General features: G+C 66.7%; 24 protein-coding genes. 13 read left to right on the top strand and 11 right to left on the bottom strand.

Annotation, left to right across the window (positions count from 1 at the left end):
* Window position 1: 1 nt before the first annotated feature.
* Together ACNH6H_RS07670 and ACNH6H_RS07665 are read right to left on the bottom strand one after the other, a co-directional pair.
* A complete protein-coding gene (locus ACNH6H_RS07670) occupies window positions 2-1,339 on the bottom strand; it encodes a PQQ-dependent sugar dehydrogenase (protein ID WP_418316901.1) in 1,338 nt (445 codons plus the stop codon).
* 4 nt (window positions 1,340-1,343) lie between these two features.
* Window positions 1,344-1,502 carry a DUF3309 family protein gene (locus ACNH6H_RS07665; RefSeq protein WP_418316900.1) on the bottom strand — a complete coding sequence of 53 codons (159 nt, stop codon included), beginning with the start codon at window positions 1,500-1,502 and terminating at the stop codon, window positions 1,344-1,346.
* 60 nt (window positions 1,503-1,562) lie between these two features.
* Here ACNH6H_RS07665 and ACNH6H_RS07660 point away from each other — a divergent pair, with 60 nt between their 5' ends.
* The 4 genes from ACNH6H_RS07660 (at window position 1,563) to ACNH6H_RS07645 (ending at window position 5,598) form a co-directional block, all read left to right on the top strand.
* Window positions 1,563-2,525: a ProQ/FINO family protein gene (locus ACNH6H_RS07660; protein WP_418316899.1), complete on the top strand. Its 963-nt coding sequence runs from the start codon at window positions 1,563-1,565 to the stop codon at window positions 2,523-2,525.
* 18 nt (window positions 2,526-2,543) lie between these two features.
* Complete coding sequence (locus ACNH6H_RS07655; RefSeq protein WP_418316898.1) at window positions 2,544-2,819, top strand: VF530 family DNA-binding protein; 276 nt, start codon at window positions 2,544-2,546, stop codon at window positions 2,817-2,819.
* Between the two features lie 8 nt (window positions 2,820-2,827).
* Entirely contained in the window at window positions 2,828-3,691 is an 864-nt protein-coding gene (locus ACNH6H_RS07650) for an N-formylglutamate amidohydrolase (RefSeq protein WP_418316897.1), read from the top strand.
* A gap of 173 nt (window positions 3,692-3,864) precedes the next feature.
* Window positions 3,865-5,598: an MFS transporter gene (locus ACNH6H_RS07645; protein ID WP_418316896.1), complete on the top strand. Its 1,734-nt coding sequence runs from the start codon at window positions 3,865-3,867 to the stop codon at window positions 5,596-5,598.
* Between the two features lie 885 nt (window positions 5,599-6,483).
* On the opposite strand, the gene fahA is transcribed toward ACNH6H_RS07645, so the two are convergent.
* The 5 genes from fahA to ACNH6H_RS07620 form a co-directional block, all read right to left on the bottom strand.
* Window positions 6,484-7,797, bottom strand: a complete 1,314-nt coding sequence (gene fahA / locus ACNH6H_RS07640) for a fumarylacetoacetase (protein ID WP_418316895.1) — start codon at window positions 7,795-7,797, stop codon at window positions 6,484-6,486.
* Entirely contained in the window at window positions 7,794-9,125 is a 1,332-nt protein-coding gene (hmgA, locus tag ACNH6H_RS07635; protein ID WP_418316894.1) for a homogentisate 1,2-dioxygenase, read from the bottom strand. Before hmgA ends, fahA begins: the two co-directional genes overlap by 4 nt.
* Window positions 9,126-9,139: 14 nt before the next feature.
* Window positions 9,140-9,352 (bottom strand): DUF2783 domain-containing protein, encoded by a 213-nt coding sequence (locus tag ACNH6H_RS07630; protein ID WP_418316893.1) that lies wholly within the window; start codon window positions 9,350-9,352, stop codon window positions 9,140-9,142.
* Window positions 9,353-9,469: 117 nt separating this feature from the next.
* A complete protein-coding gene (locus ACNH6H_RS07625) occupies window positions 9,470-11,089 on the bottom strand; it encodes an FAD-dependent oxidoreductase (protein ID WP_418316892.1) in 1,620 nt (539 codons plus the stop codon).
* Between the two features lie 13 nt (window positions 11,090-11,102).
* Complete coding sequence (locus tag ACNH6H_RS07620; protein ID WP_418316891.1) at window positions 11,103-12,056, bottom strand: MBL fold metallo-hydrolase; 954 nt, start codon at window positions 12,054-12,056, stop codon at window positions 11,103-11,105.
* A 151-nt stretch (window positions 12,057-12,207) separates the two neighbouring features.
* On the opposite strand from ACNH6H_RS07620, the gene ACNH6H_RS07615 reads away from it, so the two are divergent.
* The 7 genes from ACNH6H_RS07615 (at window position 12,208) to ACNH6H_RS07585 (ending at window position 17,578) form a co-directional block, all read left to right on the top strand.
* Window positions 12,208-13,023, top strand: coding sequence for an IclR family transcriptional regulator (locus ACNH6H_RS07615; RefSeq protein WP_418316890.1), 816 nt, complete (start codon window positions 12,208-12,210; stop codon window positions 13,021-13,023).
* Between the two features lie 103 nt (window positions 13,024-13,126).
* Window positions 13,127-13,993: a phosphate/phosphite/phosphonate ABC transporter substrate-binding protein gene (locus ACNH6H_RS07610; protein ID WP_418316889.1), complete on the top strand. Its 867-nt coding sequence runs from the start codon at window positions 13,127-13,129 to the stop codon at window positions 13,991-13,993.
* 34 nt (window positions 13,994-14,027) lie between these two features.
* Complete coding sequence (phnE, locus tag ACNH6H_RS07605; RefSeq protein WP_418316888.1) at window positions 14,028-14,915, top strand: phosphonate ABC transporter, permease protein PhnE; 888 nt, start codon at window positions 14,028-14,030, stop codon at window positions 14,913-14,915.
* Window positions 14,912-15,742, top strand: a complete 831-nt coding sequence (locus tag ACNH6H_RS07600) for a phosphonate ABC transporter ATP-binding protein (protein WP_418316887.1) — start codon at window positions 14,912-14,914, stop codon at window positions 15,740-15,742. The genes phnE and ACNH6H_RS07600 overlap by 4 nt, the downstream gene beginning before the upstream one ends.
* Before the next feature lie 88 nt (window positions 15,743-15,830).
* Entirely contained in the window at window positions 15,831-16,088 is a 258-nt protein-coding gene (locus ACNH6H_RS07595; RefSeq protein ID WP_418316886.1) for an addiction module protein, read from the top strand.
* Window positions 16,085-16,378, top strand: a complete 294-nt coding sequence (locus ACNH6H_RS07590; protein WP_418316885.1) for a type II toxin-antitoxin system RelE/ParE family toxin — start codon at window positions 16,085-16,087, stop codon at window positions 16,376-16,378. Before ACNH6H_RS07595 ends, ACNH6H_RS07590 begins: the two co-directional genes overlap by 4 nt.
* A 225-nt stretch (window positions 16,379-16,603) precedes the next feature.
* Complete coding sequence (locus ACNH6H_RS07585; protein WP_418316884.1) at window positions 16,604-17,578, top strand: metallophosphoesterase family protein; 975 nt, start codon at window positions 16,604-16,606, stop codon at window positions 17,576-17,578.
* Here the strand turns inward: ACNH6H_RS07585 and ACNH6H_RS07580 are convergent, their stop codons facing one another.
* Window positions 17,579-17,899: a hypothetical protein gene (locus ACNH6H_RS07580; RefSeq protein ID WP_418316883.1), complete on the bottom strand. Its 321-nt coding sequence runs from the start codon at window positions 17,897-17,899 to the stop codon at window positions 17,579-17,581.
* Between the two features lie 227 nt (window positions 17,900-18,126).
* Between ACNH6H_RS07580 and ahpC the strand changes: the two genes are divergently transcribed.
* Together ahpC and ahpF are read left to right on the top strand one after the other, a co-directional pair.
* Window positions 18,127-18,690: an alkyl hydroperoxide reductase subunit C gene (gene ahpC / locus ACNH6H_RS07575; RefSeq protein WP_418316882.1), complete on the top strand. Its 564-nt coding sequence runs from the start codon at window positions 18,127-18,129 to the stop codon at window positions 18,688-18,690.
* A gap of 162 nt (window positions 18,691-18,852) precedes the next feature.
* Window positions 18,853-20,430: an alkyl hydroperoxide reductase subunit F gene (gene ahpF, locus ACNH6H_RS07570; RefSeq protein WP_418316881.1), complete on the top strand. Its 1,578-nt coding sequence runs from the start codon at window positions 18,853-18,855 to the stop codon at window positions 20,428-20,430.
* Here ahpF and ACNH6H_RS07565 read toward each other — a convergent pair.
* The 3 genes from ACNH6H_RS07565 to ACNH6H_RS07555 form a co-directional block, all read right to left on the bottom strand.
* Window positions 20,424-21,548 carry an HD-GYP domain-containing protein gene (locus ACNH6H_RS07565; RefSeq protein ID WP_418316880.1) on the bottom strand — a complete coding sequence of 375 codons (1,125 nt, stop codon included), beginning with the start codon at window positions 21,546-21,548 and terminating at the stop codon, window positions 20,424-20,426. The genes ahpF and ACNH6H_RS07565 overlap by 7 nt on opposite strands.
* 129 nt (window positions 21,549-21,677) lie before the next feature.
* On the bottom strand, window positions 21,678-22,769 hold the full coding sequence (locus ACNH6H_RS07560) for an NAD(P)H-dependent flavin oxidoreductase (RefSeq protein ID WP_418316879.1): 1,092 nt from the start codon (window positions 22,767-22,769) through the stop codon (window positions 21,678-21,680).
* 51 nt (window positions 22,770-22,820) lie between these two features.
* A complete protein-coding gene (locus tag ACNH6H_RS07555; protein WP_418316878.1) occupies window positions 22,821-23,468 on the bottom strand; it encodes a flavin reductase family protein in 648 nt (215 codons plus the stop codon).
* Window positions 23,469-23,476: the final 8 nt, after the last annotated feature.

Here is a 23,476-nt window from a genome sequence, read left to right as displayed (position 1 = left end):
GTCAGCGGCGCGCGGCGCTGACGCGCCAGATCACGTTGCCGACATCGTCGGCGACCAGCAGCGCGCCGCTGCGGTCGATCGCGACACCGACCGGCCGGCCGAGCGCACGGCCGTCGCTGTCGAGAAAACCGCTCAGCACGTCGAGCGGCAATGCGCCCGACGGCGCCGCGCCGTCGAACGGAACGAAGACCACCTTGTAGCCGCTGTGCGGCCGCCGGTTCCACGAGCCGTGCTGGCCGATGAACATGCCGTGCGCATAAGGCGCCGGCAGGCTGCTGCCGGCCGAGAAGGCGAGGCCCAAAGATGCGGTGTGCGGGCCCAGCGCATAGTCGGGCACGATCGCGCGGGCGACCATGTCCTCGCGCTGCGGCTGCACGCGCTGGTCGACGTGGCTGCCGAAATAAGACCACGGCCAGCCGTAGAAGCCGCCGTCGCGGACCGAGGTCAGGTAGTCGGGCGGCACGTCGCTGCCGAGTTCGTCACGCTCGTTGACGACGGTCCACAAGCGGCCATCCGGCCCCCAGGCCATGCCGACAGGATTGCGCAGGCCAGAGGCAAAGATGCGGTCGCTGCCGCTGCGCAGGTCGATTTCCCAGATCGCGGCGCGACCTTGCTCCGCGGCAAGGCCGTTCTCGGCGATGTTGCCGGTCGAGCCGACCGCGACATACAGCTTGTCGCCGCCCGGGGCGGCCAGCAGGTTGCGGGTCCAGTGGCCGTTGATCGGCCCGGCCGGCAGTTCGACGATCCGTTCGCCGGGCGCATCGATGCGCAGATCGCCGTCGCGGTACGGAAAACGCAGCACTGCGTCGGTATTTGCGACATACAGCGCGCCGTCGACCAGCGCGATGCCGAACGGCGAATGCAGGTCTTTCAGCAGCACCGAGCGGACATCGGCGACGCCGTCGCCATTGCTGTCGCGCAGCAGCGTGATGCGGTCGGCGCTCGGCGTCGCAGCGCCTGCCACTTTCTTGACCAGGCGCATCACGACGTCCTTGATGCCGCGGACCGGTTTTTCCGGCGCATTGCTTTCGGCGACCAGCACGTCGCCGTTCGGCAGCACATGGAGCCAGCGCGGGTGGTCGAGGCCGCGCGCGAAGGCGCCGACCGCCAGCCCGGCCGCGGCTTGCGGCAAGCCGTCAGCAGACCAGCCGGTTGCCGGCGCGATGTTGACGGTCGGGATCAGCGACTTCTGCGGCGCCGGCAGCCGCGGCTGCGGGCCGCTGCCTGCTGCGACCGGCAGCTTGGCGGTATCGCCGCAGCCGATCAGGCTGGCGGCGATGGCCAGGCCGAACAGGCCGCGAGTCAGCAAACCGCTGCGCAGGGGTTGCTGCGCCGGCATCGCGTCATATCACGCCCATCAGCAGCAGCACCAGCACGATCACCAGCACCAGGCCGAGACCGCCGCTCGGCCCGTAACCCCAGCTGCGGCTGTGTGGCCAGGCCGGAATCGCGCCGATCAGCAACAGCAACAGGACTATCAGCAGAATGGTCGAGAGGCCCATGGCAACGCCCGGTAGTGGAGATGACACGATCGTCATTGCAGCCCATTCGCCTGCCCATCGGTGGCCGCCGATTTCTGCTGTGCGGGCGCTCCTACAGCGCGCCGGTCGGAGGCGGACGCGCTTGCGACGACAATCGGCTTTTCAGTTCGCCTGCGCAGTCCGCGTCTTGCCGTGCCCGATATCGATCCGACCCCCACCGACCAACCCGACTCGACCGCACCTGCCGAAGCGAATCCGCCCGCAGAACAAGCGACTGCAGCAGCTGTTGAACCAACGCCCCCAGATGCTGCAGCCGAGCCTGCAGGGTCGACTGCAGCGCCAGCGCCTGCGGCCAAGCCGGCGATTGCCGAGCTGTCGCCGAATGCCTGTGCGGCAAGGCTGGCCGAACTGTTTCCGGCGGTGTTCACCGCCGGTGCGGCGAAGCCGTTGAAGCTGCGCATCCAGGCCGATATCCAGGCCCGCGCGCCGGGCATCTTCACCCGCAAATCCTTGTCGATCTTTCTGCATCGCCACACGACGTCGACCGCCTACCTGAAGGCGCTGACGAACAGCCCGACCCGCTTCGACCTCGACGGCGCGCCGGCCGGTGACGTCGCCGACGAACACCGCGAGGCGGCGCGGACCGAACTCGAGCGCCGCCGCGCAACCTTCGAAAGCCGCCGCGCCGCCGAGCGCGAAACGCAGCGGCAGCAGCAGCGTGACGCGCAGCAGAAGGCGATGCAGGAATTTGCCGCGCAGAACGAAGCGCGTCGCGATCGCGCCGGGCTGCTGCGTGCATTCGAGAGCTCGACGCTGACGCCGGCCAATTTCTGCGCGCTGAAGGGGCTGACGCAGGAGCAGCTCGACACGACACTTGCGCTGGCCCGGCAGGAACGCGAGCAGGCGCCGAAGCCGCCGCCGCAGCAGCAACAGCCGCGCCAGCAGCGCACCGCGCCGACCGAAGGCCAGCGGCGACCACCGCGTGGTGAAGGCCGCCCCGCTGGTCCACCACGCCGGCAACGCGGCGGCGGCCGTCCGGACTGACAGCGGCGCGTGTCTGCGATGACCGATCAGGAACGGCCGGCACCACAAGCGCGCAATCCGCTGCACGGCATCACGCTGCAGGCGATCGTCGAGGCGCTTGTCGCGCATTACGGCTGGGAAGGCCTCGCCGAGCGGATCGCGATCCGCTGCTTCAGCAGCGACCCGAGCGTCGCCTCCAGTCTCAAATTCCTGCGCAAGACGCCGTGGGCACGCGAGAAGGTCGAAAGCCTTTATCTGTACATGTTGCGCGAACAGCGCCGCGGCGCAGCGGATCAGCCGCACCACAAGAACTGAGCATCGCGATGGCAGCCGAATTCGAGCCGTTCACACTGTTCACCCCAGGCGCCGCAGCGGTCGCGCTGGTCTGCGATTCGCCGCACAGCGGCACCCGCTACCCGGCCGACTACCGGCACGTGGTGCCGCGCCAATTGCTGCGCCGCGGCGAGGACACCCATGTCGAGGCCTTGTGGCAGGCCGTGCCCGACGTCGGTGGCACGCTGCTGGCGGCGCATTTCCCGCGCACCTACATCGATCCGAACCGCACCGTCGACGACCTCGACCCGGAGCTGCTCGACAGCCCGTGGCCGGAGCCGCTGGCGCCGAGTGAAAAGACACGCCTCGGCGTCGGCCTGGTGTGGAGCAAGGTCCGCGACGGCGTGCCGATTTATGACCGGCCGCTGCCGGTGGCCGAGGTGCGGCACCGCATCGACCACTACTACCGCCCGTACCACGCGGCGCTGGCATCGGCGATCGAATCCTGCCACGCCCGTTTTGGCGCGGTCTGGCACCTGAACCTGCATTCGATGCCGAACGACTCCTACCAGCGGCTGGGCATCACGAGCCCGCACCCGCTGGCCGATTTCGTGCTCGGCGACCGCGACGGCAGCACCTGCGAGCCGGCCTTCGTCGACCTGGTCGAACGCGAGTTGCGTCAGTGTGGCTATACGGTTGCGCGCAACGATCCGTTCAAGGGTGTGCAGCTGATCGCATCGATCGGCCGGCCGGCGCAGCGCCGCCACAGCCTGCAGATCGAAATCCGCCGCCCGCTGTACATGGACGAGACGACGCGCGAGACAAACGACGGTTTCGCCAACGTGCAGCGCGACCTGTCGCGGCTCGCCGGGGTGCTGGCCAGGTATGTGCAGGAGCAGGCGCCGGGCGCTTGAGCCGCATCGAGCCTGCCGCCCACAACGGGCTTTCACGATCCTGACAAACTGCCCTGGGGCCTTCCCCGAGGCGGCTGTTTACGCGTTTTTTACGGGCTGCTTCCTAGACTGCCTCGGCCACGGCTTGCCCGCTGGCGCCAGTCGCTTCAACCATCAACCCGAGGCAGCCCAGCATGAATACCAGCACCGTCGGCAGCGCCGGCACAGCGATACCGATCGACCGCAAGCGGCCGATGACGCGCGAGGAGCGCAAGGTCATCCTCGCATCGTCGGCCGGCACGATTTTCGAGTGGTACGACTTCTATCTGTACGGCTCGCTCGCCGCGATCATCGGCGCGCAGTTCTTCTCGTCGTTCCCGGAGGCGACGCGCAATGTGTTCGCGCTGCTGGCGTTTGCCGCCGGCTTCCTTGTGCGACCGTTCGGCGCGCTGTTCTTCGGCCGGCTCGGCGACCTGATCGGCCGCAAGCACACCTTCCTGATGACGATCCTGATCATGGGTGTGTCGACCTTCGTCGTCGGCCTGCTGCCGAGCTACGAGACGATCGGCTGGGTCGCGCCGGTCGTGCTGATCGCGCTGCGCATGCTGCAGGGCCTCGCGCTCGGCGGCGAATATGGTGGCGCGGTGGTCTATGTTGCCGAACATGCGCCGCATGGCCGGCGCGGCTATTTCACCAGCTGGATCCAGACCACCGCGACGCTCGGCCTGCTGCTGTCGCTGATGGTGATCCTCGGCGTGCGCACCTTCGTTGGCGAAGATGCATTCAAGGAGTGGGGATGGCGCATCCCGTTCCTGCTGTCGATCTTCCTGCTCGGCATCTCGGTGTGGATCCGGATGCAGATGGAGGAGTCGCCGGCGTTCAAGAAGATGAAGGCCGAAGGCACGCAGTCGAAGGCGCCGATCTCGGAGGCCTTCGGCAACTGGAAAAACGGCAAGTTCGCGCTGATCGCGCTGCTCGGCCTCGTCGCCGGCCAGGCCGTCGTCTGGTACACGGGCCAGTTCTATGCGCTGTTTTTCCTGCAGAGCATCCTGCGCGTCGACATGTTCTCGGCCAACGTGCTGATCGCCTGGGCACTGGTGCTCGGCACCGGCGGCTTCGTGCTGTTCGGCAGCCTGTCCGACCGCATCGGCCGCAAGAAGATCATCCTCGCCGGCTGCCTGCTCGCCGCGCTGACCTATTTCCCGGTCTTCAAGGCGATCACCTCGCTGGCCAATCCGGCGCTCGACCAGGCCCAGCAGAGCACCAAGGTGACGATCGTTGCCGACCCGGGCGACTGCTCGTTCCAGTTCAATCCGACCGGCACCGCGAAATTCACCAGCTCATGTGACGTCAGCAAGGCGCTGCTGGCGCGCAGCTCGGTCAATTATTCGGTGCAATACCAGCCAGGTGCGATCCCGGCCAAGGTCGTGATCGGCGACAAGGAGATCGTTGCCTACGAGGGCAGGAAGCTGAACGGCGATGCGGTGAAAGCGACGCCGGCAGACTTCAGCAAGCAGGTCAACGAGACGCTGGCCGCGGCCGGCTACCCGGCGCCCGGCAAGCCGGCGCCCGGCATCATCAAGCTGAACGGGTTCTTCGACATCTTCAATGCGCAGGCCTTCCCGCTGGTGCTGATCCTGACCTACCTGGTGCTGCTGGTGACGATGGTGTACGGGCCGATCGCTGCCGCGCTGGTAGAACTGTTCCCGACCCGCATCCGCTATACCGGCATGTCGCTGCCGTATCACATCGGCAACGGCTGGTTCGGCGGGCTGATGCCGGCGACCGCATTCGCGATGATCGCGCAGACCGGCGACCCGTATTACGGCCTCTGGTACCCGATCGTCATCGCGCTCGGCGCCTTCGTGATCGGCCTGCTGTTCGTGCCGGAAAACAAGGACAAGGACATCTTCGCCGACGGCCGCTGAACCGCAGCGCCTCGACACGCGGCGGGCTTGCGAGCCCGCCGCGTTTTTTTGCGCTCGCGCTTGCTGCGGGCGGCCTGGAGCGGCCGTTGGTCGCTTGGCGGTGGTGACTATTGTGGGAGGGGCTTCAGCCCCGATTCGGGCTTATGCCACATGGCAGGACGCAGCGGCGCGGCAGACCGTTCCGACTCATTACTTCCCATCACCCGAGAGAGCAAAGGCGCGGTCGGGCGGCCGCTTGCGCTTAGATGCTTGCCCTCGCGCCGGGCGCTCGGGTCCCCTGCGATGCTCGGTCTTGTGGCCCGTCGCGGAAACTCGCTGCACTCGCTTCGCTCGTTCCGCTCAGACAGTCCGCGACAAGCCAGTTGTTGATGCTCGCTGCGCTCGCGGGCCACAAGCCCTGTGCTTCTCGGCTGCGCATATGCGCGCCAGCAGCCACCCGCCCACGCCTTTGCGGCAGCACCGAGGACTTCGACGAAGCGCACCAACGTTGCAGCGCGGCAGGCGGTTCCCGGGCGGGGCGATTTATGCGGCGGCGAGAAGCGGAGGTTCAGGGTCGGCGAGCGCAGCGAGCATCAACATGCTCGCGGCGGTTGTCCGAGCGCAGTGAGCGCAGCGAACGTAGCGAGTTCCGCCGCGCGACCCTGGACCGAGCATCGCAGCGCAGCCCGAGCGCCAGCGAGGACCGCCGCATCATGAGCCACGACCGGGTGCCGCCTGCCGCGCCGCTTGGCCTTGGCATGCAATTCGAAGGGCATGCGCGCGGCCAAGATCCCGAATCGGGGCTGAAGCCTCTCCTACAAAAGTCGGCGCAGCCTGCGAGTTGACGGCCGCTCCGGGCCGTCACCGGTCCCTGCAATCTCAGCCACCGCTTGCACGGCGAGCGGGTCACCGCGCCGCCAGCACCGTCCCCGCGCAATCGCCGAAACCGATCCGCCGCGCACCTTCGCGCTGGCAATGACCACGCAGGATCAGCGTGTCGCCGTCTTCGAGGAATTTGCGTGTCTCGCCGTTCGGCAATGTGATCGCCTGCTTGCCGCCTTGCGTCAGTTCGAGCAGCGAGCCGGCCTGGTCCGGTTCCGGGCCGGACAGCGTGCCGGAGCCGAGCAGGTCGCCAGGTTGCAGGTTGCAGCCGTTGACGGTGTGGTGGGCGAGCAGCTGCGCCGGGGTCCAGTAGGCGGCGCCGGCAGTGCCGGAACGCGACAGCCGCACCGCATCCTGGCCGGCGTCGCGCATCTTTTTGGTCTGCAGCCAGACCTCGAGTTCGATGTCGACGCCGCCGCGTTCGCGGTTGGTCTTGCTGTCGAGGTAGGGCAGCGGCTGCGGGTCGCCTTCGGCGCGCTTGAACGGGCTGCGGAACGGGGCAAGCGCCTCCATCGTGACGACCCAGGGCGAGACCGTCGTCGCGAAATTTTTTGCGAGGAAGGGGCCGAGCGGCACATATTCCCAGGCCTGCAGGTCGCGTGCCGACCAGTCGTTGAGCAGCGTGACGCCGAACAGATGGTCTTCGGCTTCATCCATCGACAGCCGCTCGCCGAGCGCATTGGCCTGGCCGACGAGGAAGCCGAGTTCGAGTTCGTAATCGAGGCGCTGGCTCGGGCCGAAATTCGGCGGCTTGCCGGCTTCGCCGGCGGTCTGGCCGAGTGGCCGTGGGAAAGACTGGCCGCTGACGCCGATCGACGAGCCTCGGCCGTGGTAGCCGATCGGCACCCACTTGTAGTTCGGCAGCAGCGGGTTGTCGGGCCGGAACAGTTTGCCGACTGCGGTCGCGTGGTGGATGCCGGTATAGAAATCGGTGTAGTCGCCGATTTCGCACGGCACGCTCAATTCGGCGTCGGCCATCGGCAGCAGGCACGGTTGCAGCGCCGATTGCTGTGCGCTGCCTTCGGCGAGCGCCTGCGACAGCGCTTCGCGCAAGGCCTGGCGGTCGGCGACCGGGCCGCCCATCAACGGATTGAGCCGGCCCTCGGCCAGCGGCGCGAGCAGCGCGGCGATCTTCTGCGGCCAGCTGCCTTTTTCGGCGGCCAGATTCAGGTCGAGGATGTGGCCGCCGATCGCAACGCCGATCCGCCATGCCTCGTTGCTCGATGCGCGGCGAAAGCGGCCATACGGCAGGTTCTGGATCGGGAAGTCGCTGTCCGCAAGGTTGGCGGACTCGACCCAGCTGCGCAATGCGGTGTCATGGGTGGCGTCGAGTGTCATGGCTTGAACTTGTCCTGCAGTTGGGCCCAGCATTGCGCATAGGCGGGATCGAGGGCGCCGCTGTCGCGCATCGCGTAGGCGGTCGGCACCAGACGGTAACGGCTTTCGAACATGAAGGCCAAGGTGTTGTCGAGCTTGTGCGGCGCGAGCGGCACGGTCGACGCCTTCTCGAACGCTTCGGCATCGGGGCCATGCGGCACCATGCAGTTGTGCAGCGAGGCGCCGCCGGGCCTGAAACCTTCCGGTTTCGCATCGTATTGGCCGTAGACCAGACCCATGAATTCGCTCATCAGGTTGCGGTGGTACCAGGGCGGGCGGAAGGTGTCCTCGGCGACCATCCAGCGCGGCGGGAAGATCACGAAATCGCAGTTCGCGGTGCCCGGCGTATCCGACGGCGAGGTCAGCACCGTGAAGATCGACGGGTCCGGATGGTCGAAGCTGATCGAGCCGATCACCATGAAATTGGCGGTGTCGTATTGCAGCGGCGCGAGGTTGCCGTGCCAGGCGACGACATTGAACGGCGTGTCCTTTTGCTCATTGCGCCAGAGCCGCCCGCCGAATTTCTTGATCAGCTCGTAGCTGCCGCCGCCGGCCTGCTCGTATGCAGCATGCGGCGCGATGAAGTCGCGCGCATTGGCCAGGCCATTCGAGCCGATCGGCCCGAGTTCGGGCAGGTGGAACATCGCGCCATAGTTTTCGCAGACATAACCGCGCGACGGGCCGTCGGGCAGTTCGACCTTGAACGCGACGCCGCGTGGCAGCAGCGCGATTTCTCCCGGCTTCACGTCGAGCACACCCATTTCGGTGGTGATGACCAGCCGCCCCTGCTGCGGCACCAGCAGCATCTCGCCGTCGGCATTGACCAGCGCGCGCCGGCCCATCGAGCGGTTTGCGGCATAAACCAGCGCGGCGATGCCGGTTTGCGCCTCGACATCGCCATTCGCGACGACGGTGTGCAGGCCTTCGACGAAATCGGTCGGTTGGTCCGGAATCGGAAACGGGTTCCAGCGCAGTGGATCGGGCGGGATCAGCGGCGCGCCGCTGCTGTTGCCTCCGCCATGCGCGCCGGTGGTCCAGCCGGGCAGCTCGAACGGCTGGTAGCTGCCGGTGACGACCGACGGCTGCCGGCGGTACAACCACGAGCGGCGGTTTTCGGCGCGCGGCGCGGTGAAGGCGGTGCCCGAAACGAGTTCGGCATAGAGCTCGAACGGCGCCCGCTGCGGGCTGTTGCGACCGGCCGGCAGCGCGCCGGGAATCGCCTCGCTCGCGAAATGGTTGCCGAAGCCGACGAGTGGGGCGCGTTCGCTTGTCTGGGTTTTTTCGGTCATGGTGGTGTCTTGTCTCAGGAAGTCGTCGCGTTGGATGTGTCGCTGGCACGTGCTGCCGCCAGCGCCTCGCGCAGCACCGCGAGGTCGCCGATGTGGTTGGCCAGCAGCAGCACCAGCCGGGCGTTCATCGCATGGCTTTGTTCGGTGCCGAGGTCGCGGTGGGCATCGATCAGCGCCTCGTAGAAATCGTCGGGGCGTTCGATATTCGGTGTCGTGATCAGGGGCATGGCGCGGGGTCTTTCAAGGCGCATGTAGGAGGGGCTTCAGCCCCGATTTGCGGTGCGGCGCTGTCCGAATCGGGGCTGAAGCCCCTCCCACAAAATTTGCATCGCTTGCTGTTCATGTCAGAGCGCCAGTGCGCGGCGCAGCGCGGCGGCAAGCAGCGCGGCTTTCGGCTGGCGCCAGCGTGCACAGACATGGTGGTCCGGCCGCAGCAGGTAGGCGGTGCCGGGGCGGGCGTCGTAACGTTCGGCGAGCACGCCGTCGGCCGGCACGATAACCACCTCGACCTCGGCCAGCCCTTCGGCACCGGCCTCGATCTCGCGGCGCAGCGCTGCGCTGTCGGCACCGTCGAACAGCAGCACGCTGAAGCGGCCGTCACACGGCAGGCGGCGCAGCAGCCAGCGCGGCTCGCCGTCGAGCGGCGCATCGGCGGCCGGCGCGCCGGGGACCATGCGGCCGGCGAAGTCGTCGGTATCCGGCGTATTCAGCGGCGACTCGCGCAGCGTCGCCGGTACCGACAGCCGGCCGCTGTTGACGAGCGCGCGGGCAAAGGCGAAATCGCGCGCCAGGTCGAGCGTCGCATCGCGGAACAGCCGGCTGATCTCGCTTTTCGGCGAGATGAAATCGGTCGCGCGGGTCGAATTCAGGATATTTTCGTCGGCCGCATATTCGCGCTCGCTGCCATAACTCGCAAGCAGCCGCTGCGGCGCCTTGCCGCGCAGCACCAAAGCGAGCTTCCAGGCCAGGTTCTCGGCATCCTGCACGCCGGAATTCGCGCCGCGTGCGCCGAACGGCGAGACGCCATGCGCCGAATCGCCGGCAAACAGCACCCGGCCGTGGCAGAACGAGTCCATCCGCAGGCACGAGAAGGTATAGACGCTGGCCCATTCGAGTTCGAAACGGGCATCCTCACCGAGCAGCGCACGCACCCGCGGGACGATGTTCTCGGGTTTTTTTGCCTCGTCCGGATCGGCATCCCAGCCGAGCTGGAAATCGATGCGCCAGACATCGTCGGGCTGCATGTGCAGCAGCACGCTCTGGTTGCGGTGGAACGGCGGGTCGAACCAGAACCAGCGCTCGGCTGGAAACGGCGCCTTCATCTTGACGTCGGCGATCAGGAAGCGGTCCTTGAAGCTGCGGCCGTGGCTTTCCTGGCCGAGCAGGCGGCGCAGCGCCGAACGTGCGCCGTCGCAGGCGGCGACGTAGCCAGCCTCGATGCGGTAGTTGCCGTCCGGCGTCTCGACCTCGAGCAGCGCGTGGTCGTCGTGCTGCTCGATGCCGACGACGGCATTTTTCCAGCGGATCTCGATATTCGGCAGCTGCGCCGCGCGTTCGGCAAGATAACCCTCGACGTAATACTGCTGCAGGTTGATGAAGGCCGGGCGCTCGTGCCCCGGCTCGGGCAGCAGGTTGAACGGGAAGATCAGCTCGTCGCGGAAAAATACCTTGCCGACATTCCACGACACGCCCTTGTCGACCATCACGTCGCCGCAGCCGAGGCGGTCGAAGATCTCCAGCGTGCGCTTGGCAAAACAGATTGCGCGCGATCCGGTCGACAGCCGGTCGTCGTTGTCGAGCAGCAGCACGCGGATGCCCTGCTGCGCGAGGTCGATCGCCAGGCTCAGGCCGACCGGGCCTGCGCCGACGACAACCACCGGATGGCGCACCGGCCTGGCCGCATCCTGGTCGGCGCAATGCCGGTATTCGAAGACGAGTTGCTGGTAGTCGATCGCAGCGGCCACGGGGCGCCTCCTGTCAGCTTTCCAGCGTCTTCCACATCTCGATGTCGCGTTCGGCGGTCCAGATCCGCGGATCCGGATAACCCGAGACCTCGTCGTAGCAGCGTGTCACGTCGAACGGCATGCAGTGGTCGAAGATGACCCAGTGGCCGAATTTCGGCTTCAGCCGCGCCATCGTCTCCTTGTAGACGAGGTTCAGGTCCTTGCCGGCGGCGACACCCTGCTGCACGCTGTCGTGCACCGCGGCGATGAAGTCGCGGGTGCCGGCCAGGCCCTGCGCCACCGACTCCGGTGTCGTCAGCGCCGGGCCGCGGCCCGGTACCAGCGCTTTCGGCTTCAGTTCCGAAAGCCGATCCAGCGTTGCCGGCCAGTCCTTGAAATAGGCATCGCCGGCATACGGCGTCGCGTCGAATTCGACCAGGTCGCCGCTGAACAGGATCTTCTGCTCGGGCAGCCAGGCGACGGTATCGCCCTTCGTGTGGCCGCGGCCAAGCTGCAGCAGCTGCACCTCGAGCTTGCCGAGCCAGACCGTCATCTTGCCGACGAAGGTCATCGTCGGCCAGGTCATGCCGGGAGGCACCGACTCGACCGCGTTGAAAAGGCGCGGGAAGCGGCCGATTTCGCTCGCCTTGTCCTGCTCGCCGCGCTCGACGATCAGCTCCCAGGTGTCCTGGCTGGAGATGATCTGCTGCGGCTGGTAGGCGCTGGCGCCGAGTACGCGCACTGCGTGGTAGTGGCTCAGCACGACATATTTGATCGGCTTGTCGGTCACTTCGCGAATGCGGCGGATCACGTCCTGCGCCATCACCGGCGTCGCCTGGGTGTCGATCACCATCACCGCGTCGTCGCCGATGATCACGCCGGTATTCGGATCGCCTTCGGCGGTATAGGCATAGGCGTTGTCGGACAGCTTCGTGAAGCTGACCTGCTTGACCTCGAGGTCGGCTTGCGATGCAAAGGCTTTGCTCATGGCGTGTTGTCCCGGTGGAGTGGTGAAGCGCGTGCCTGAAGAAGGCCAGCGACTGGATTCGTTTAATCCAAACTTATTTGCATGATACAAACGTGATTTGCCATTGTCAAATCGATTTGTGTGGGGCAAACTGGTGGCGGAGGCGATCGGCGTGGACAGCGAACAGCACGATAAAGAGGACAAGGGGCAGCGGGCGGTGCAGTCGATCGAGGTCGGCGGCCGGCTGCTGCTTGCATTGGCTGCCAGCCGGCTGCCGATGAGCCTGAAGGACCTGGCGGCCGAGGCCGGGTTGTCGGCATCGCGGGCCCATCCTTATCTGGTCAGTTTCGGCCGGCTGCGCCTGATCGAGCAGGACGCCACCAGTGGCCATTACGCACTGGGTCCGGCTGCTTTGCAACTGGGCCTGACCTGCCTGGTGCAGCTCGACCCGCTGAAGGTGGCATTGCCGATCGCCGAGCAACTGGCCAACTCCAGCGGCCTGGCGGTGGCATTGGCGGTGTGGGGCAATTTCGGCCCGACGGTGGTCCGGATGATCGATGCCCGGCAGCCGCTGCACGTCAGCATGCGCGCCGGCACCGTGATGTCGATCCTCGGCACGGCAACCGGCCGCGCGTTTGCCGCCTGGTTGCCGCGGCACCAGCTCGAGCAGGCGATGGGTGCTGCGCTCGGTGATCCGCCCGGCGCGGCGCCGGCGCGATCATTGGCTGCCGATGACGCCGAATTGCGCGAGATCGTCGCCGAGATGCGCGCCCACGGCGTCTGCCGCGCCGCCGGCCGGCCGATGCCCGGCGTCAATGCCTTCAGCGCCGCCGCACTCGACCACGAGGGCGTGCCGGCGATCGTGATCACCGCGCTCGGCCACCAGGACCAGGTCTCGGCAGACTGGGATTCGCCGACCGCGCTGGCGGTTCGCGACGCTGCCGAGCGGATCGCGCACGGGCTTGGCGCGCACCCATTGCGCCGCTGACCGGCCCTGCCGGCGGTTCTGAAAGAATCCGCGCCGGCGCGCGACCAAGCGGCATGGCCGCGCCGGCCTTCCGTTGTCTTTTCCATCTGTCCTGGAGCCTGGGATGAAGTTGATGTTGCGCTCGTTGCTGCTTGCCGCCTGTCTGACGCTGGGCGCCGGTGCCGTTTTTGCCGTTGAACCGTTGAAATTCGGCGTCGGCCTGTTCCAGCCCGACAAGGAGCGCAACGATGCGACCTACCGTCCGCTGGCCGCCTACCTGGCCGAGCGGCTCGGCCGCCCGGTGCAGCTGCGCACCGTCGACAGCTGGGAGGGCCTCGCGAAATCGCTGGCGAATGGCGAAACCGACATGGCGTTGATGGGCCCGTGGGGTTATGTGCTGGCCAACCATGCGGCCGGCGCGCAAGTCGTCTCGACGATCCTGTACCAGGGCAAGCCGGAATATGTCGCGATCATCGTCACCCATCCGACTTCCGGCATCCGCAGCGTCGCCGACCTGAAAGGCAAGACCTTCGCCTTCGGCGACAAGGGATCGACCTCCGGCTACCTGATTCCGCTGCACCATTTCCAGCAGCAGGGCATCGACCCGGAGCGATTCTTCGGCAAGGTGCTGCACACCAAGCACCAGGCGATCGAGACCCAGGTGGCAGCCGGCGTGCTCGATGCCGGCGCCGACTACAACCGCAACCGCGACGCGATGATTGCGCAGGGGCTGCTGAAGCCGGAACAGTCGAAGATCATCTGGACCTCGCCGCCGCTGCCGAACGATGCCTTTGCCCTCGGCAAGCAGCTGGCGCAGGATGCCGCGCTGGTCGCGAAGCTGCGTTCGGCGCTGGCCGACATCGGCCCATTGCTGAAGACGCGGCCCGATCTGCTGCCGCCGAACTACACCGGCTTTGTCGACAAGGACAACAGCTATTACAAGCCGATCCGCGACGCGGGGCTGGCGACCGGCAAGCTGGTGCCGCAATGAACCGCTTGCCGCGCGGCGGCAGCGGGGCCAATCGATGATCGGCGCGCTTGCGTATCGGCTGCCGGCGCTGCCCGGCCGGCTGCGTTTTCTGGCGCTGGCCGCCGCCTATGCGCTGCTGGTCGGCCTCTGTTTTGCAACGCTGTGGAGCGCCGGCGAGTTGTCGATCGGGCGCAACCCCTGGGCCAACCTCGTCAAATCGGTCGGCGAATTTTCGCGGCCGAGTTTTGTCGATGTCTGGTTCGGTGACCCGCAGCTCGAATTCCGCAGCGACGACGGCACGCTGCTGCGCGTCGAGGACCGCCGCGAATCGGAGCGCAACTTTCTTGCTGCGCTCGGCCGGGCGAGCTGGACGACGCTGCAGATCGCAACCCTCGGTTCGCTGCTGGCGGCGCTGCTGGCATTGCCGTTCGGCGTGCTCGCGGCGCGCAACCTGCGCGCGCCACCGCCGCTGGCCTGGCTCGCGCGTGGCGTGCTGAACGTGACCCGCGCGGTGCACACGCTGGTGTTCGGGCTGGTGCTGGTCGGCATCGTCGGGCTCGGGCCGACCGCCGGCATCCTGGCAATTGCGCTGCATTCGATGGGCACCTACGGCAAGCTGTACGCCGAATCGATCGAGACACTCGACATGGCTGCGGTCGAGGCGGTGCAGGCGGTCGGCGCCGGCCCGGTACAGGTCTTTTTCCAGGCGATCTGGCCGGCGGTGTTGCCGCAATTTGTCTCCAGCCACCTCTATATCTGGGAATACAACATCCGCGATTCGACGATCCTCGGCCTGATCGGCGCCGGCGGCCTCGGCCTGCTGATCTCCGAGGCGACTGCGCTGTTCCAGTGGGGCCGGCTGGCAACGATATTGATCGTCGTGATCGCGATGGTGATGGTCTTCGACGCGATCAGCGGCAGGATCAGGCGGGCGCTGCTGTGACTGCGCCGACCGACCAGCCCGCGGTGGCGATCAGCGGATTGCGCTGCCGGCGCGGCGGCCGCGAGACGCTGGCCATCGATGAGCTCCAAATCACCGCCGGCGAGCGGGTCGGCCTGATCGGGCCGAACGGCGCTGGCAAGTCGACGCTGCTGCGCTGCCTGAACGGGCTCGGCCGTGCCGAAGAAGGCGAACTGCAGGTGCTCGGCCGGCCGCTCGGCGCGTTGCGCGGCGCGGCGTTGCGGGCGCTGCGGTCGGAAATCGGCCATGTGATGCAGGGCCTGCACCTGGTTGCGCGGCTCAGTGCACTGGAGAACGTGCTGATCGGCGCGCTGCACCGCGTGCCGGGCTGGCGCAGCTGGGCGCGGATTTACCCGCCGGCCGACATCGCCGCGGCCGAGGCAGCGCTGCAGCGGGTCGGCCTGCTGGCGCTGGCGGCAACCCGGGCCGACCGCCTGTCCGGTGGCGAGCGGCAGAAACTCGCGGTCGCGCGGATGCTGCTGCAGCGGCCGCGGCTGATCCTCGCCGACGAGCCGACCGCCAGCCTCGACCCGCAGGCCGCCACCGAGATCTGCAGCCTGCTCGTCGATGCGGCCGGCAGCGCGACGCTGATCACCGTCGTGCACAGCCCGGCGCTGCTGCCGCAGCTGGCGGACCGGGTGATCGGGCTGAGGGATGGTCGGATCAAATTTGATCTACTGGTCAACCAGGTCGACAGTCAGTTGCTGGACGACTTGTACCGTGCGCGGCCAGACGTGTTGCGATCCGCTCCTGACAACATGCAATCCGACAATTTCTGGCGCACCAGTATTCGCCCGTCGACCGATTGAGGTTGCGCCGCGACGGCTTGCATGGCGCTCAGGGGGATCGGGTCCAGTTCTTCCATGGGCAATGACCGGACTAAACTACGTCGATTCGATGAAGGAGTTGCTGATGTCGAGTTCCCTTGAATCAGTCGAAGCGCAAGCGTTGAAGCTCTCCGAGGAAGAGCGCGTCGCACTCATCGAAAAGCTGGCCGCCACGTTGAGCCCTGCGCCCGCATTGCCAACCGAATGGGATGCCGAGATTGCCCGGCGGGTGGCGGAAATGGACGCGGGTCGCACACGCTTCGTTCCAGCGGATGCGGCGATGGAGGAGCTGGCTGCATACCTTGACAAGGCACGCCCGTCCAAGTGATCGTCAGTGTCAGCGCCGATGCGATGGCCGATGTTCGACAGGCCATCGATTGGTATGTTGCCCACAATGCCATCGACGCGGCCATCGGTCTGCAGCGCGAAATGGCTCGGGCCTTGAGCTTGCTCGCTGACTTGCCCGGTCTCGGATCACCGTCTGGTCATGGTACTCGGGCCTGGCCATTGCGCCGGTTCCATGTTTCGCTGATTTATCGCGTCGGCGGCGGCCAGCTTCGGGTCATTGCGGTAGCCAGCCATCGCCGCAAACCCGGCTACTGGAATGATCGACATTGACGATCGTTCAGGCTCAGGGAGCTTGCAGCGGCTTATTCGTCAGCGCAAAAGTGTTGGATCGGACATGACAAAGCCTGTAGTTCTATTGGGACGCGGCCCTGGTGACACCGCGACTTGCATGGACCCCCCTGTTCGGGGTAGGAGCAGCGGCTCGCGAAACTGTGAACTTCCCAGCAGCGCTCGTCGAATGTCAGAATTTGCCGCCGGACAGGACTACTCCAGAACATGATTCTCGATACCGGCTCCGCCGTCGCAGGCCGTGCATGCCCGCTTCATTACCGCTACCGTCCCACTGATCTGGCCGCGCAGCCGCCAGCCTTCAGCTGCGACACCTTGTACGTCGTCGGTGGCCTGTACGGCAATGTGCGGGCACTGGATACGGTGCTCGAACTGTTCGACGCCGAGCCTGCGCTGAACAAGCGCCTCGTCTTCAACGGCGATTTCCACTGGTTCGACGTTGATCGGTCGTCTTTTGAGCGCATCAACGGCGAAGTGGCTCGCTTCGACGCAATTCGTGGCAATGTCGAGACCGAGATCGCCGATCCGCTGGCCGATGATTCGGCCGGCTGTGGTTGTGGCTATCCGGACTGGGTTGGCGATGGCGTCGTCGAGCGCTCGAACCGCATCATCCGGCGGTTGAGGGCCACTGCGCAGGCTTTTCCAGGCAGTTGCGAACAATTGCGGCGATTGCCGATGTGGCTGAAGGTGCTGGTCGGCAACTGCCGGGTCGGCGTCGTCCATGGCGACGCCCATTCGCTGGCCGGCTGGGACTTCGCGCCAGAAGCGTTGGCGGACCCGGCGCACCGCGCGCGCCTGCCCGCGGATTTCGACGCCGCGCAGGTTGATGTCTTCGCGTCGACACACACCTGCTCGCCGGTGCTGCACCGCTGGGGCAGCAATGGGCAGCAGATATTGGTCAACAACGGCGCGGCCGGCATGCCGAACCTGGCCGGCGAGGCGGCCGGCCTGCTGACGCGAATTGCCACCACGGCGCCGATCGATGGCCGGCAAAGTCGCGCCGGATTGTGTCGACCCGACGGCATCTGCATCGATCTGCTGGCAATCGGCTACGACGATGCGCGCTGGCGGCGGGATTTCTGCGCCGCATGGCCGCCCGGCAGCGACGCCCACGACTCGTATTGGCGCCGCATCAGCGGGCAGGGCGGGGTTGCCGGACCGATCGACGGCGTCGACCGCTGATCAGTCGCCTCCGGTACGGAGGCTTTCGGTCCGCCACCACGCCAGCAACGCATTGACATCGCCGCCGAAGTGGCGTTTCAGCAGCGCGTCCCATGCCATCGCGCACAACGCGCCTTCCTCGAACCCCATCATCCGGATTCGGGACGAGCGATCACAGGCGAGCACCTGGGCCTCGAGGCGGGGTACCGGCAGGTGGTCGAAATGGATCAACAGCCGCTCGCGGTAACCGAGGCCACCGAACGGATCGATGGCCGGCGCCGATGCGGCAGCGCCGCTGAAAACGGCTGCCGCCAGCGTGACGGAATGGAAGAAGCGCTTCATGCCGTTGCCCTTGCAACAGGGTAACGCGAGCAGTCATCAGCCGGTTCGGGCCGGCCGGTTTGCCCTCGGTCTCAGTGCCGGCAAATCAAGGTCATTGATTTGTACAATCGCACTGTAAGACACAGTCGATTGCATCAATGGATCGCAATCGCTAAAGTCTGGTCCGTAGAAACCCTGATCGCCTTCTACCGGGCGGTCAACACGCAAACCGAAACCAAGGAGATTTCATGTCCGTGATCAACACCCAAGTCCAACCGTTCAAGGCCCAGGCTTTCCACAATGGCAAATTCGTCGAGGTGACCGAGCAGAGCCTGAAAGGCAAGTGGTCGGTGCTGATCTTCATGCCGGCGGCTTTCACGTTCAACTGCCCGACCGAAGTCGAAGACGCGGCCGACAACTACGCCGAGTTCCAGAAGCTCGAGTCCGAGGTCTATATCGTCACGACCGACTCGCATTTCGCGCACAAGGTCTGGCACGAAACCTCGCCGGCAGTCGGCAAGGCGAAGTTCCCGCTGGTCGGCGACCCGACCCATGTGCTGACCAACATGTTCGGCGTGCACATTCCGGAAGACGGCATGGCACTGCGCGGTACCTTTGTCGTGAACCCGGACGGCGTCGTGAAGACCGCCGAGATCCACGACAACAGCATCGCGCGTGACGTCAAGGAAACGCTGCGCAAGCTGAAGGCCGCGCAATATGTCGCGAAGAACCCGGGCCAGGTCTGCCCGGCCAAGTGGGATCAGGGCGCGAAGACGCTGACCCCGTCGCTCGACCTCGTCGGCAAGATCTGATCGATCGCTGACCACGCCGAACCGGCCCGCTGCCAACCGAGCGGCGGGCGTCAGGCGGTTCGGCATTTTTTAATTGAAAACGACCCGCCGCTGCCGGATCCGGCGCGGCGCGGCCTGCTGTCGCCCGTTTTTTCCTGACGACAACTCGAAAGGACCCTCGCCATGCTCGACGCCAACCTGACCGCCCAACTGTCCGCCTACCTGGAGCGGGTTCGCCTGCCGTTCGACATCATCGCGTCGCTCGACGACGGTGAGGCTTCGGCCGAGATGCGCAGCCTGCTCGAACAGATCGCCGGGCTGAGCCCGCTGATCAGCTTGCGCAGCGATGGCCAGGCGCAGCGCAAGCCGAGTTTTGCGCTGCAGCGTGCCGGTGACGCGTCGCCGCGGATCGAATTTGCTGCGATTCCGCTCGGCCACGAATTCACGTCACTGGTGCTGGCGCTGCTGCAGGTTGGTGGTCATCCGCCGAAGATCGAGGCCGAGCTGATCGAGCAGATCCAGGCGCTCGACGGCGACTTCGTGTTCGAGACCTACATGTCGCTGAGCTGCCACAACTGCCCGGACGTCGTGCAGGCGCTGAACCTGATGGCGGTGCTCAATCCGCGCATCCGCAACACGACGATCGACGGCGCGTTGTTCCAGCAGGAGGTCGAGCAGCGCGAGATCATGGCGGTGCCGACGGTTTATCTGAATGGCCAGGTGTTCGGCAGCGGCCGCATGGGCGTCGAGGAAATCGTCGCGAAACTCGATACCGGCGCGGCGGTGCGCGATGCCGGCAAGCTGAGCGCGAAGGCGCCGTACGAAATGCTGATCGTCGGTGGCGGCCCGGCCGGTGCAGCGGCAGCGATCTATGCCGCGCGCAAGGGCATCCGCACCGGCGTCGTCGCCGCACGTTTTGGTGGCCAGACGCTCGATACGCTGGCGATCGAGAACTACATCTCGGTGCTCGAGACCGACGGCCCGAAATTCGCAGCCGCGCTCGAGGCGCATGTGAAGACCTACGACGTCGACGTGATGAACCTGCAGCGCGCCGAGCAGCTGATTCCGGCCGCCGAGCCGGGTGGCCTGGTCGAGGTCAGGCTCGCCAATGGCGGCTCGCTGAAGAGCCGCACCGTGATCCTCAGCACCGGTGCGCGCTGGCGCGAGGTCAATGTGCCGGGCGAGAAGCAGTACCGCAACCACGGTGTCGCCTATTGCCCGCATTGCGACGGCCCGCTGTTCAAGGGCAAACGCGTCGCGGTGATCGGCGGCGGCAATTCGGGCGTCGAAGCGGCGATCGACCTCGCCAATGTCGTCGGCCACGTGACGCTGATCGAGTTTGCCGACCAGTTGCGTGCTGATGCGGTGCTCGTCAACAAGCTGAAGAGCCTGTCGAACGTGCAGATCCACACCAATGCGCAAACGACCGAGATCACCGGCGACGGCAACCGCGTCAACGGGCTGAGTTATACCGACCGCGTCAGCGGCGAATCACGGCATCTCGAGCTGGAAGGCGTCTTCGTGCAGATCGGGCTGGTGCCGAATACCGAGTGGCTGAAGGGCACGCTTGAACTGTCGCGGCATGGCGAAATCATCGTCGACGCGAAGGGCCAGACCTCGCTGCCCGGCGTCTTTGCCGCCGGCGACGTGACGACGGTGCCGTTCAAGCAGATCATCATCGCAACCGGCGATGGTGCGAAGGCGGCGCTTGGCGCCTTCGACCACCTGATGCGCAGCGCGCCGGTCGCCGCCGCTCAGTGAGTGCTCGGCGCCCAGGCGACGCGCTGCAGCGTCTCGGCTGAAAAACGCATCCGGGCCGGGCCGCTGCTGACGACCGCGGCGACCTTGTAATCCGGTTGTGCGGTGTTGCGGCGGATCGGCTCCGGCAACGGGCGGCCATGCGCGTCATTGGTGACCGCGACCCACGGGATGTGCGCGAGTTCGCCACGGCGGACGACGATGCCGGTTTCACCGCAGGTGAGCCGGACATGGCAGCCTGGCGGATACAGGCCGAATTCCTTGACCAGCGCGGCGGTCGCCGGATCGCCGCGATTGGCGGCAAACATCAGCCGCGCCGCGACGTCGGCACTGAGCGCCTCGCGGTTGCGCCGCGGGCTCAGCTTCGCGGTATAGGTATCGGCGCTGCGCAGCAGCGATGCCAGCTCGTTGACCGTCGTCGAGGAATCGATGCAGGGTTCGGTATCGTGGTGCTGGCGCACGGCTGCCAGCCAGTCGAGGTCGGAGATGCCGACCGCTTCGAGCATCAGGCTGCTGCGCCGCGGGTGGCTGTCGATCAGCGCGCGCTGCGCCGCGGTCATCGGAAAACCCTGGATTGCGAGCTGGCCCTGCAGTTCGAGCATCGAGACATTCATCGTCAATGCCGAATTGAATGCGCGCCGCACGTCGGCCTCGCTCCAGCCAAAACGCGTCGCGACCAGGAAGGCGGTGAATGCGCAATGGATCGAATGGGTGACGCCGTATTGCGTCAGGTAATTGCCTTCCTGCCGGATGATCTGGAAGATCGCCAGGTCCGGGTCGGCCTCGACGATCGCCATCAGCGGCTCGGCGACCGCGTCAACGACCGCTTCATAACCCTCGGTCGGTGCCTTGCCGAGCGTTTCGCAGGCCAGCGCCATCGCCGAGCGCAGCAGCCCCGGCAACTCTTCCGGGCGCGCCGCCTGCACCGTCGCCGCGGTCGGCGCGGCATCGGCAAGGCCAACCCGCGCGCCGCGTTGCAGCAACTGGTCGAGCTGGTCATCGGTCTCGAGCACATGGCCGCGGGCGAGCAACAGCGTCTCGTCGGCGTCATAAACATCGAACGGCAGCGGGATGCCCACCGTTACACGCTGCTGGACGACGGCCAGGTCGACAAAGGACATTGCACCTCTTTCGTTGTTGCGAAGTCGTGGTGGCATCGGCATGCCACCAGGAGACAAGTCTCTATCGGCCGACCGGCGGCCGGCTTGAGTCGGACGTGGCCGCGTCGCCGCGATGTCGGCGCCCCTGCGTCACCAGCCGGCAGCCAGCCGGCGTGTGACTTCGGCGGCACCGTCCTCGCTGCAGCCGCTGACGTTCTGTCCTGCCCACAACGGTGAAAAGTCGCTGTTGCCGCGGCGCTCCGCTTCGGCGCGCAGTGGTGCGAGCGCAGCGCCGGCCAGCGGGAACGGCGGTGTGTTGCCGTTGATCGGCCCGAGTTCGGCCATCAGCCGGTTCACCAGCCCGCGCGCCGGCCGGCCGGTGAACAAATTGGTCAATGCGGTCGGCCGTCCGGCGCGGTCGTCGCGCGCCGCGCGCAGCGCTGCCCGGTGCAACGGCGAGGTATCGGCCTCCGGGCAGAGCAGGAAGGCGGTGCCGATCTGCACCGCGCTGGCGCCGAGCGCGCGCGCTGCGGCAACGCCTTGCGCGGTGCAGATGCCGCCGGCGGCAATCACCGGCACCAGCACCGCATCGACGATCTGCGGCAGCAGCGCGAAGCTGCCGGCCTGGCCAAGCAGCGCGGCCGGATCGGCCGGATCGTCGCCTTTCGCATGCGGCAGAAAATGCCCTCGGTGGCCGCCGGCCTCCAGCCCCTGGGCGATCACCGCATCGACGCCATGGTCCTCGAGCCAGCGGGCTTCGGCGACGGTGGTTGCCGATGCGATCACCTTCGACCCCCAGATCCGAACCCGCGCCAGCAGCCGCGGTTCGGGCAGGCCGAAATGGAAACTGACGACCGCCGGCAGGCCGCGCTCCGCACCTTCCTCGACGATATCGGCAAGTTCGTCGCTGAACGGTGATCGCGCGCCGCCCGGCGGCGCCGGCTCGGTGCCGAATTCGCGGTGATAAGGCGCGAGCAACTCGCGCCAGGCCGCTTCACGCTGCGGATCGGGCGGCGGATTGCTGTGGGCGAAAAAGTTGAGGTTCCACGGCCGGCTGGTCTGGCTGCGCAGCACCTCGAGCTCGCTGCGCAGCGCCTGCGGCGACAACATCGCACACGGCAGCGAGCCCATTGCGCCGGCCTCGCTCACCGCCACCGCCAGCCGCGCCCCCTGCGACCCCGCCATCGGCGCCTGGATCAGCGGGTATTTCGTCTTCAGCAGCGGGTGCAAGGATTCGACCATGGGCGCAGCGTCATCGAAACTGCGTGCGAATGCAATCCCCAGGTCTCCCCGTCAGGCGCTCCGGGGGGGAGCCGCCTTTGGCCGCCGCATCTGGAATTTCTCACCCAGCTCGAAATAGTCGGCCGGCCCGCCAGCGCGCAGGATCGGTCGGGCGTCGGCGGTCTGGTAGATGCCATCGCGCAGCAACTGGCGTGCAATGTGCACGCCGACCACCTCGCCAAGCACAAGCCAGGTCTCGACCGCGACGCCGTCGGCGCGCTGCAACTGCACGATCTGCGTGAGTCGGCATTCGAACGAGACCGGGCTTTCGGCGACGCGGGGCACGCCGATCACCCGGGATGCGACCGGCGTCAGTCCGGCGAGCTCGAATTCGTCGATCTCCGGCGGCACCATGGCACAACTCGCATTCATCGCGTCGGCCAGCGGCCGGGTCGCGAGATTCCAGCCGAATTCGCCGCCGGCGCGCACATTGGCCAGCGTGTCCTTCGCGCCGATGCTGGCGAAGCCGACGATCGGCGGCGTGTAGTTGAAGCCGTTGAAAAAGCTGTACGGCGCGAGGTTCAGCGTGCCGTCGGCAGCGCGCGACGAGATCCAGCCGATCGGCCGCGGGCCGACGATCGAATTGAAGGGATCGTGCGGCAGGCCGTGGCCCTGCGCCGGTTCGTAGAAATGAAAGCCGCTGTCGCCGGATTCGTCCATCGGCCCGA

This window comes from Pseudideonella sakaiensis (assembly GCF_048320135.1).
GTDB classification, from domain to species: Bacteria; Pseudomonadota; Gammaproteobacteria; order Burkholderiales; family Burkholderiaceae_C; genus Ideonella_A; species Ideonella_A sakaiensis_A.
Note: the sequence above shows the minus strand (reverse complement) of the source record. Positions and strands in the feature narration are given on the sequence as shown.

Coding starts and splice junctions, on each gene's coding strand:
- ACNH6H_RS07565 (WP_418316880.1), bottom strand. CDS start 21,548: ATGTCCTTTGTCGACCTGGCCGTCGTCCAGCAGCGTGTAACGGTGGGC.
- fahA (WP_418316895.1), bottom strand. CDS start 7,797: ATGACACTCGACGCCACCCATGACACCGCATTGCGCAGCTGGGTCGAG.
- hmgA (WP_418316894.1), bottom strand. CDS start 9,125: ATGACCGAAAAAACCCAGACAAGCGAACGCGCCCCACTCGTCGGCTTC.
- ACNH6H_RS07610 (WP_418316889.1), top strand. CDS start 13,127: ATGAAGTTGATGTTGCGCTCGTTGCTGCTTGCCGCCTGTCTGACGCTG.
- ACNH6H_RS07620 (WP_418316891.1), bottom strand. CDS start 12,056: ATGAGCAAAGCCTTTGCATCGCAAGCCGACCTCGAGGTCAAGCAGGTC.
- ACNH6H_RS07665 (WP_418316900.1), bottom strand. CDS start 1,502: ATGGGCCTCTCGACCATTCTGCTGATAGTCCTGTTGCTGTTGCTGATC.
- ACNH6H_RS07645 (WP_418316896.1), top strand. CDS start 3,865: ATGAATACCAGCACCGTCGGCAGCGCCGGCACAGCGATACCGATCGAC.
- ahpF (WP_418316881.1), top strand. CDS start 18,853: ATGCTCGACGCCAACCTGACCGCCCAACTGTCCGCCTACCTGGAGCGG.
- ACNH6H_RS07580 (WP_418316883.1), bottom strand. CDS start 17,899: ATGAAGCGCTTCTTCCATTCCGTCACGCTGGCGGCAGCCGTTTTCAGC.
- ahpC (WP_418316882.1), top strand. CDS start 18,127: ATGTCCGTGATCAACACCCAAGTCCAACCGTTCAAGGCCCAGGCTTTC.
- ACNH6H_RS07670 (WP_418316901.1), bottom strand. CDS start 1,339: ATGCCGGCGCAGCAACCCCTGCGCAGCGGTTTGCTGACTCGCGGCCTG.
- ACNH6H_RS07595 (WP_418316886.1), top strand. CDS start 15,831: ATGAAGGAGTTGCTGATGTCGAGTTCCCTTGAATCAGTCGAAGCGCAA.
- ACNH6H_RS07560 (WP_418316879.1), bottom strand. CDS start 22,769: ATGGTCGAATCCTTGCACCCGCTGCTGAAGACGAAATACCCGCTGATC.
- ACNH6H_RS07555 (WP_418316878.1), bottom strand. CDS start 23,468: ATGGACGAATCCGGCGACAGCGGCTTTCATTTCTACGAACCGGCGCAG.
- ACNH6H_RS07655 (WP_418316898.1), top strand. CDS start 2,544: ATGACCGATCAGGAACGGCCGGCACCACAAGCGCGCAATCCGCTGCAC.
- ACNH6H_RS07650 (WP_418316897.1), top strand. CDS start 2,828: ATGGCAGCCGAATTCGAGCCGTTCACACTGTTCACCCCAGGCGCCGCA.
- phnE (WP_418316888.1), top strand. CDS start 14,028: ATGATCGGCGCGCTTGCGTATCGGCTGCCGGCGCTGCCCGGCCGGCTG.
- ACNH6H_RS07585 (WP_418316884.1), top strand. CDS start 16,604: ATGATTCTCGATACCGGCTCCGCCGTCGCAGGCCGTGCATGCCCGCTT.
- ACNH6H_RS07630 (WP_418316893.1), bottom strand. CDS start 9,352: ATGCCCCTGATCACGACACCGAATATCGAACGCCCCGACGATTTCTAC.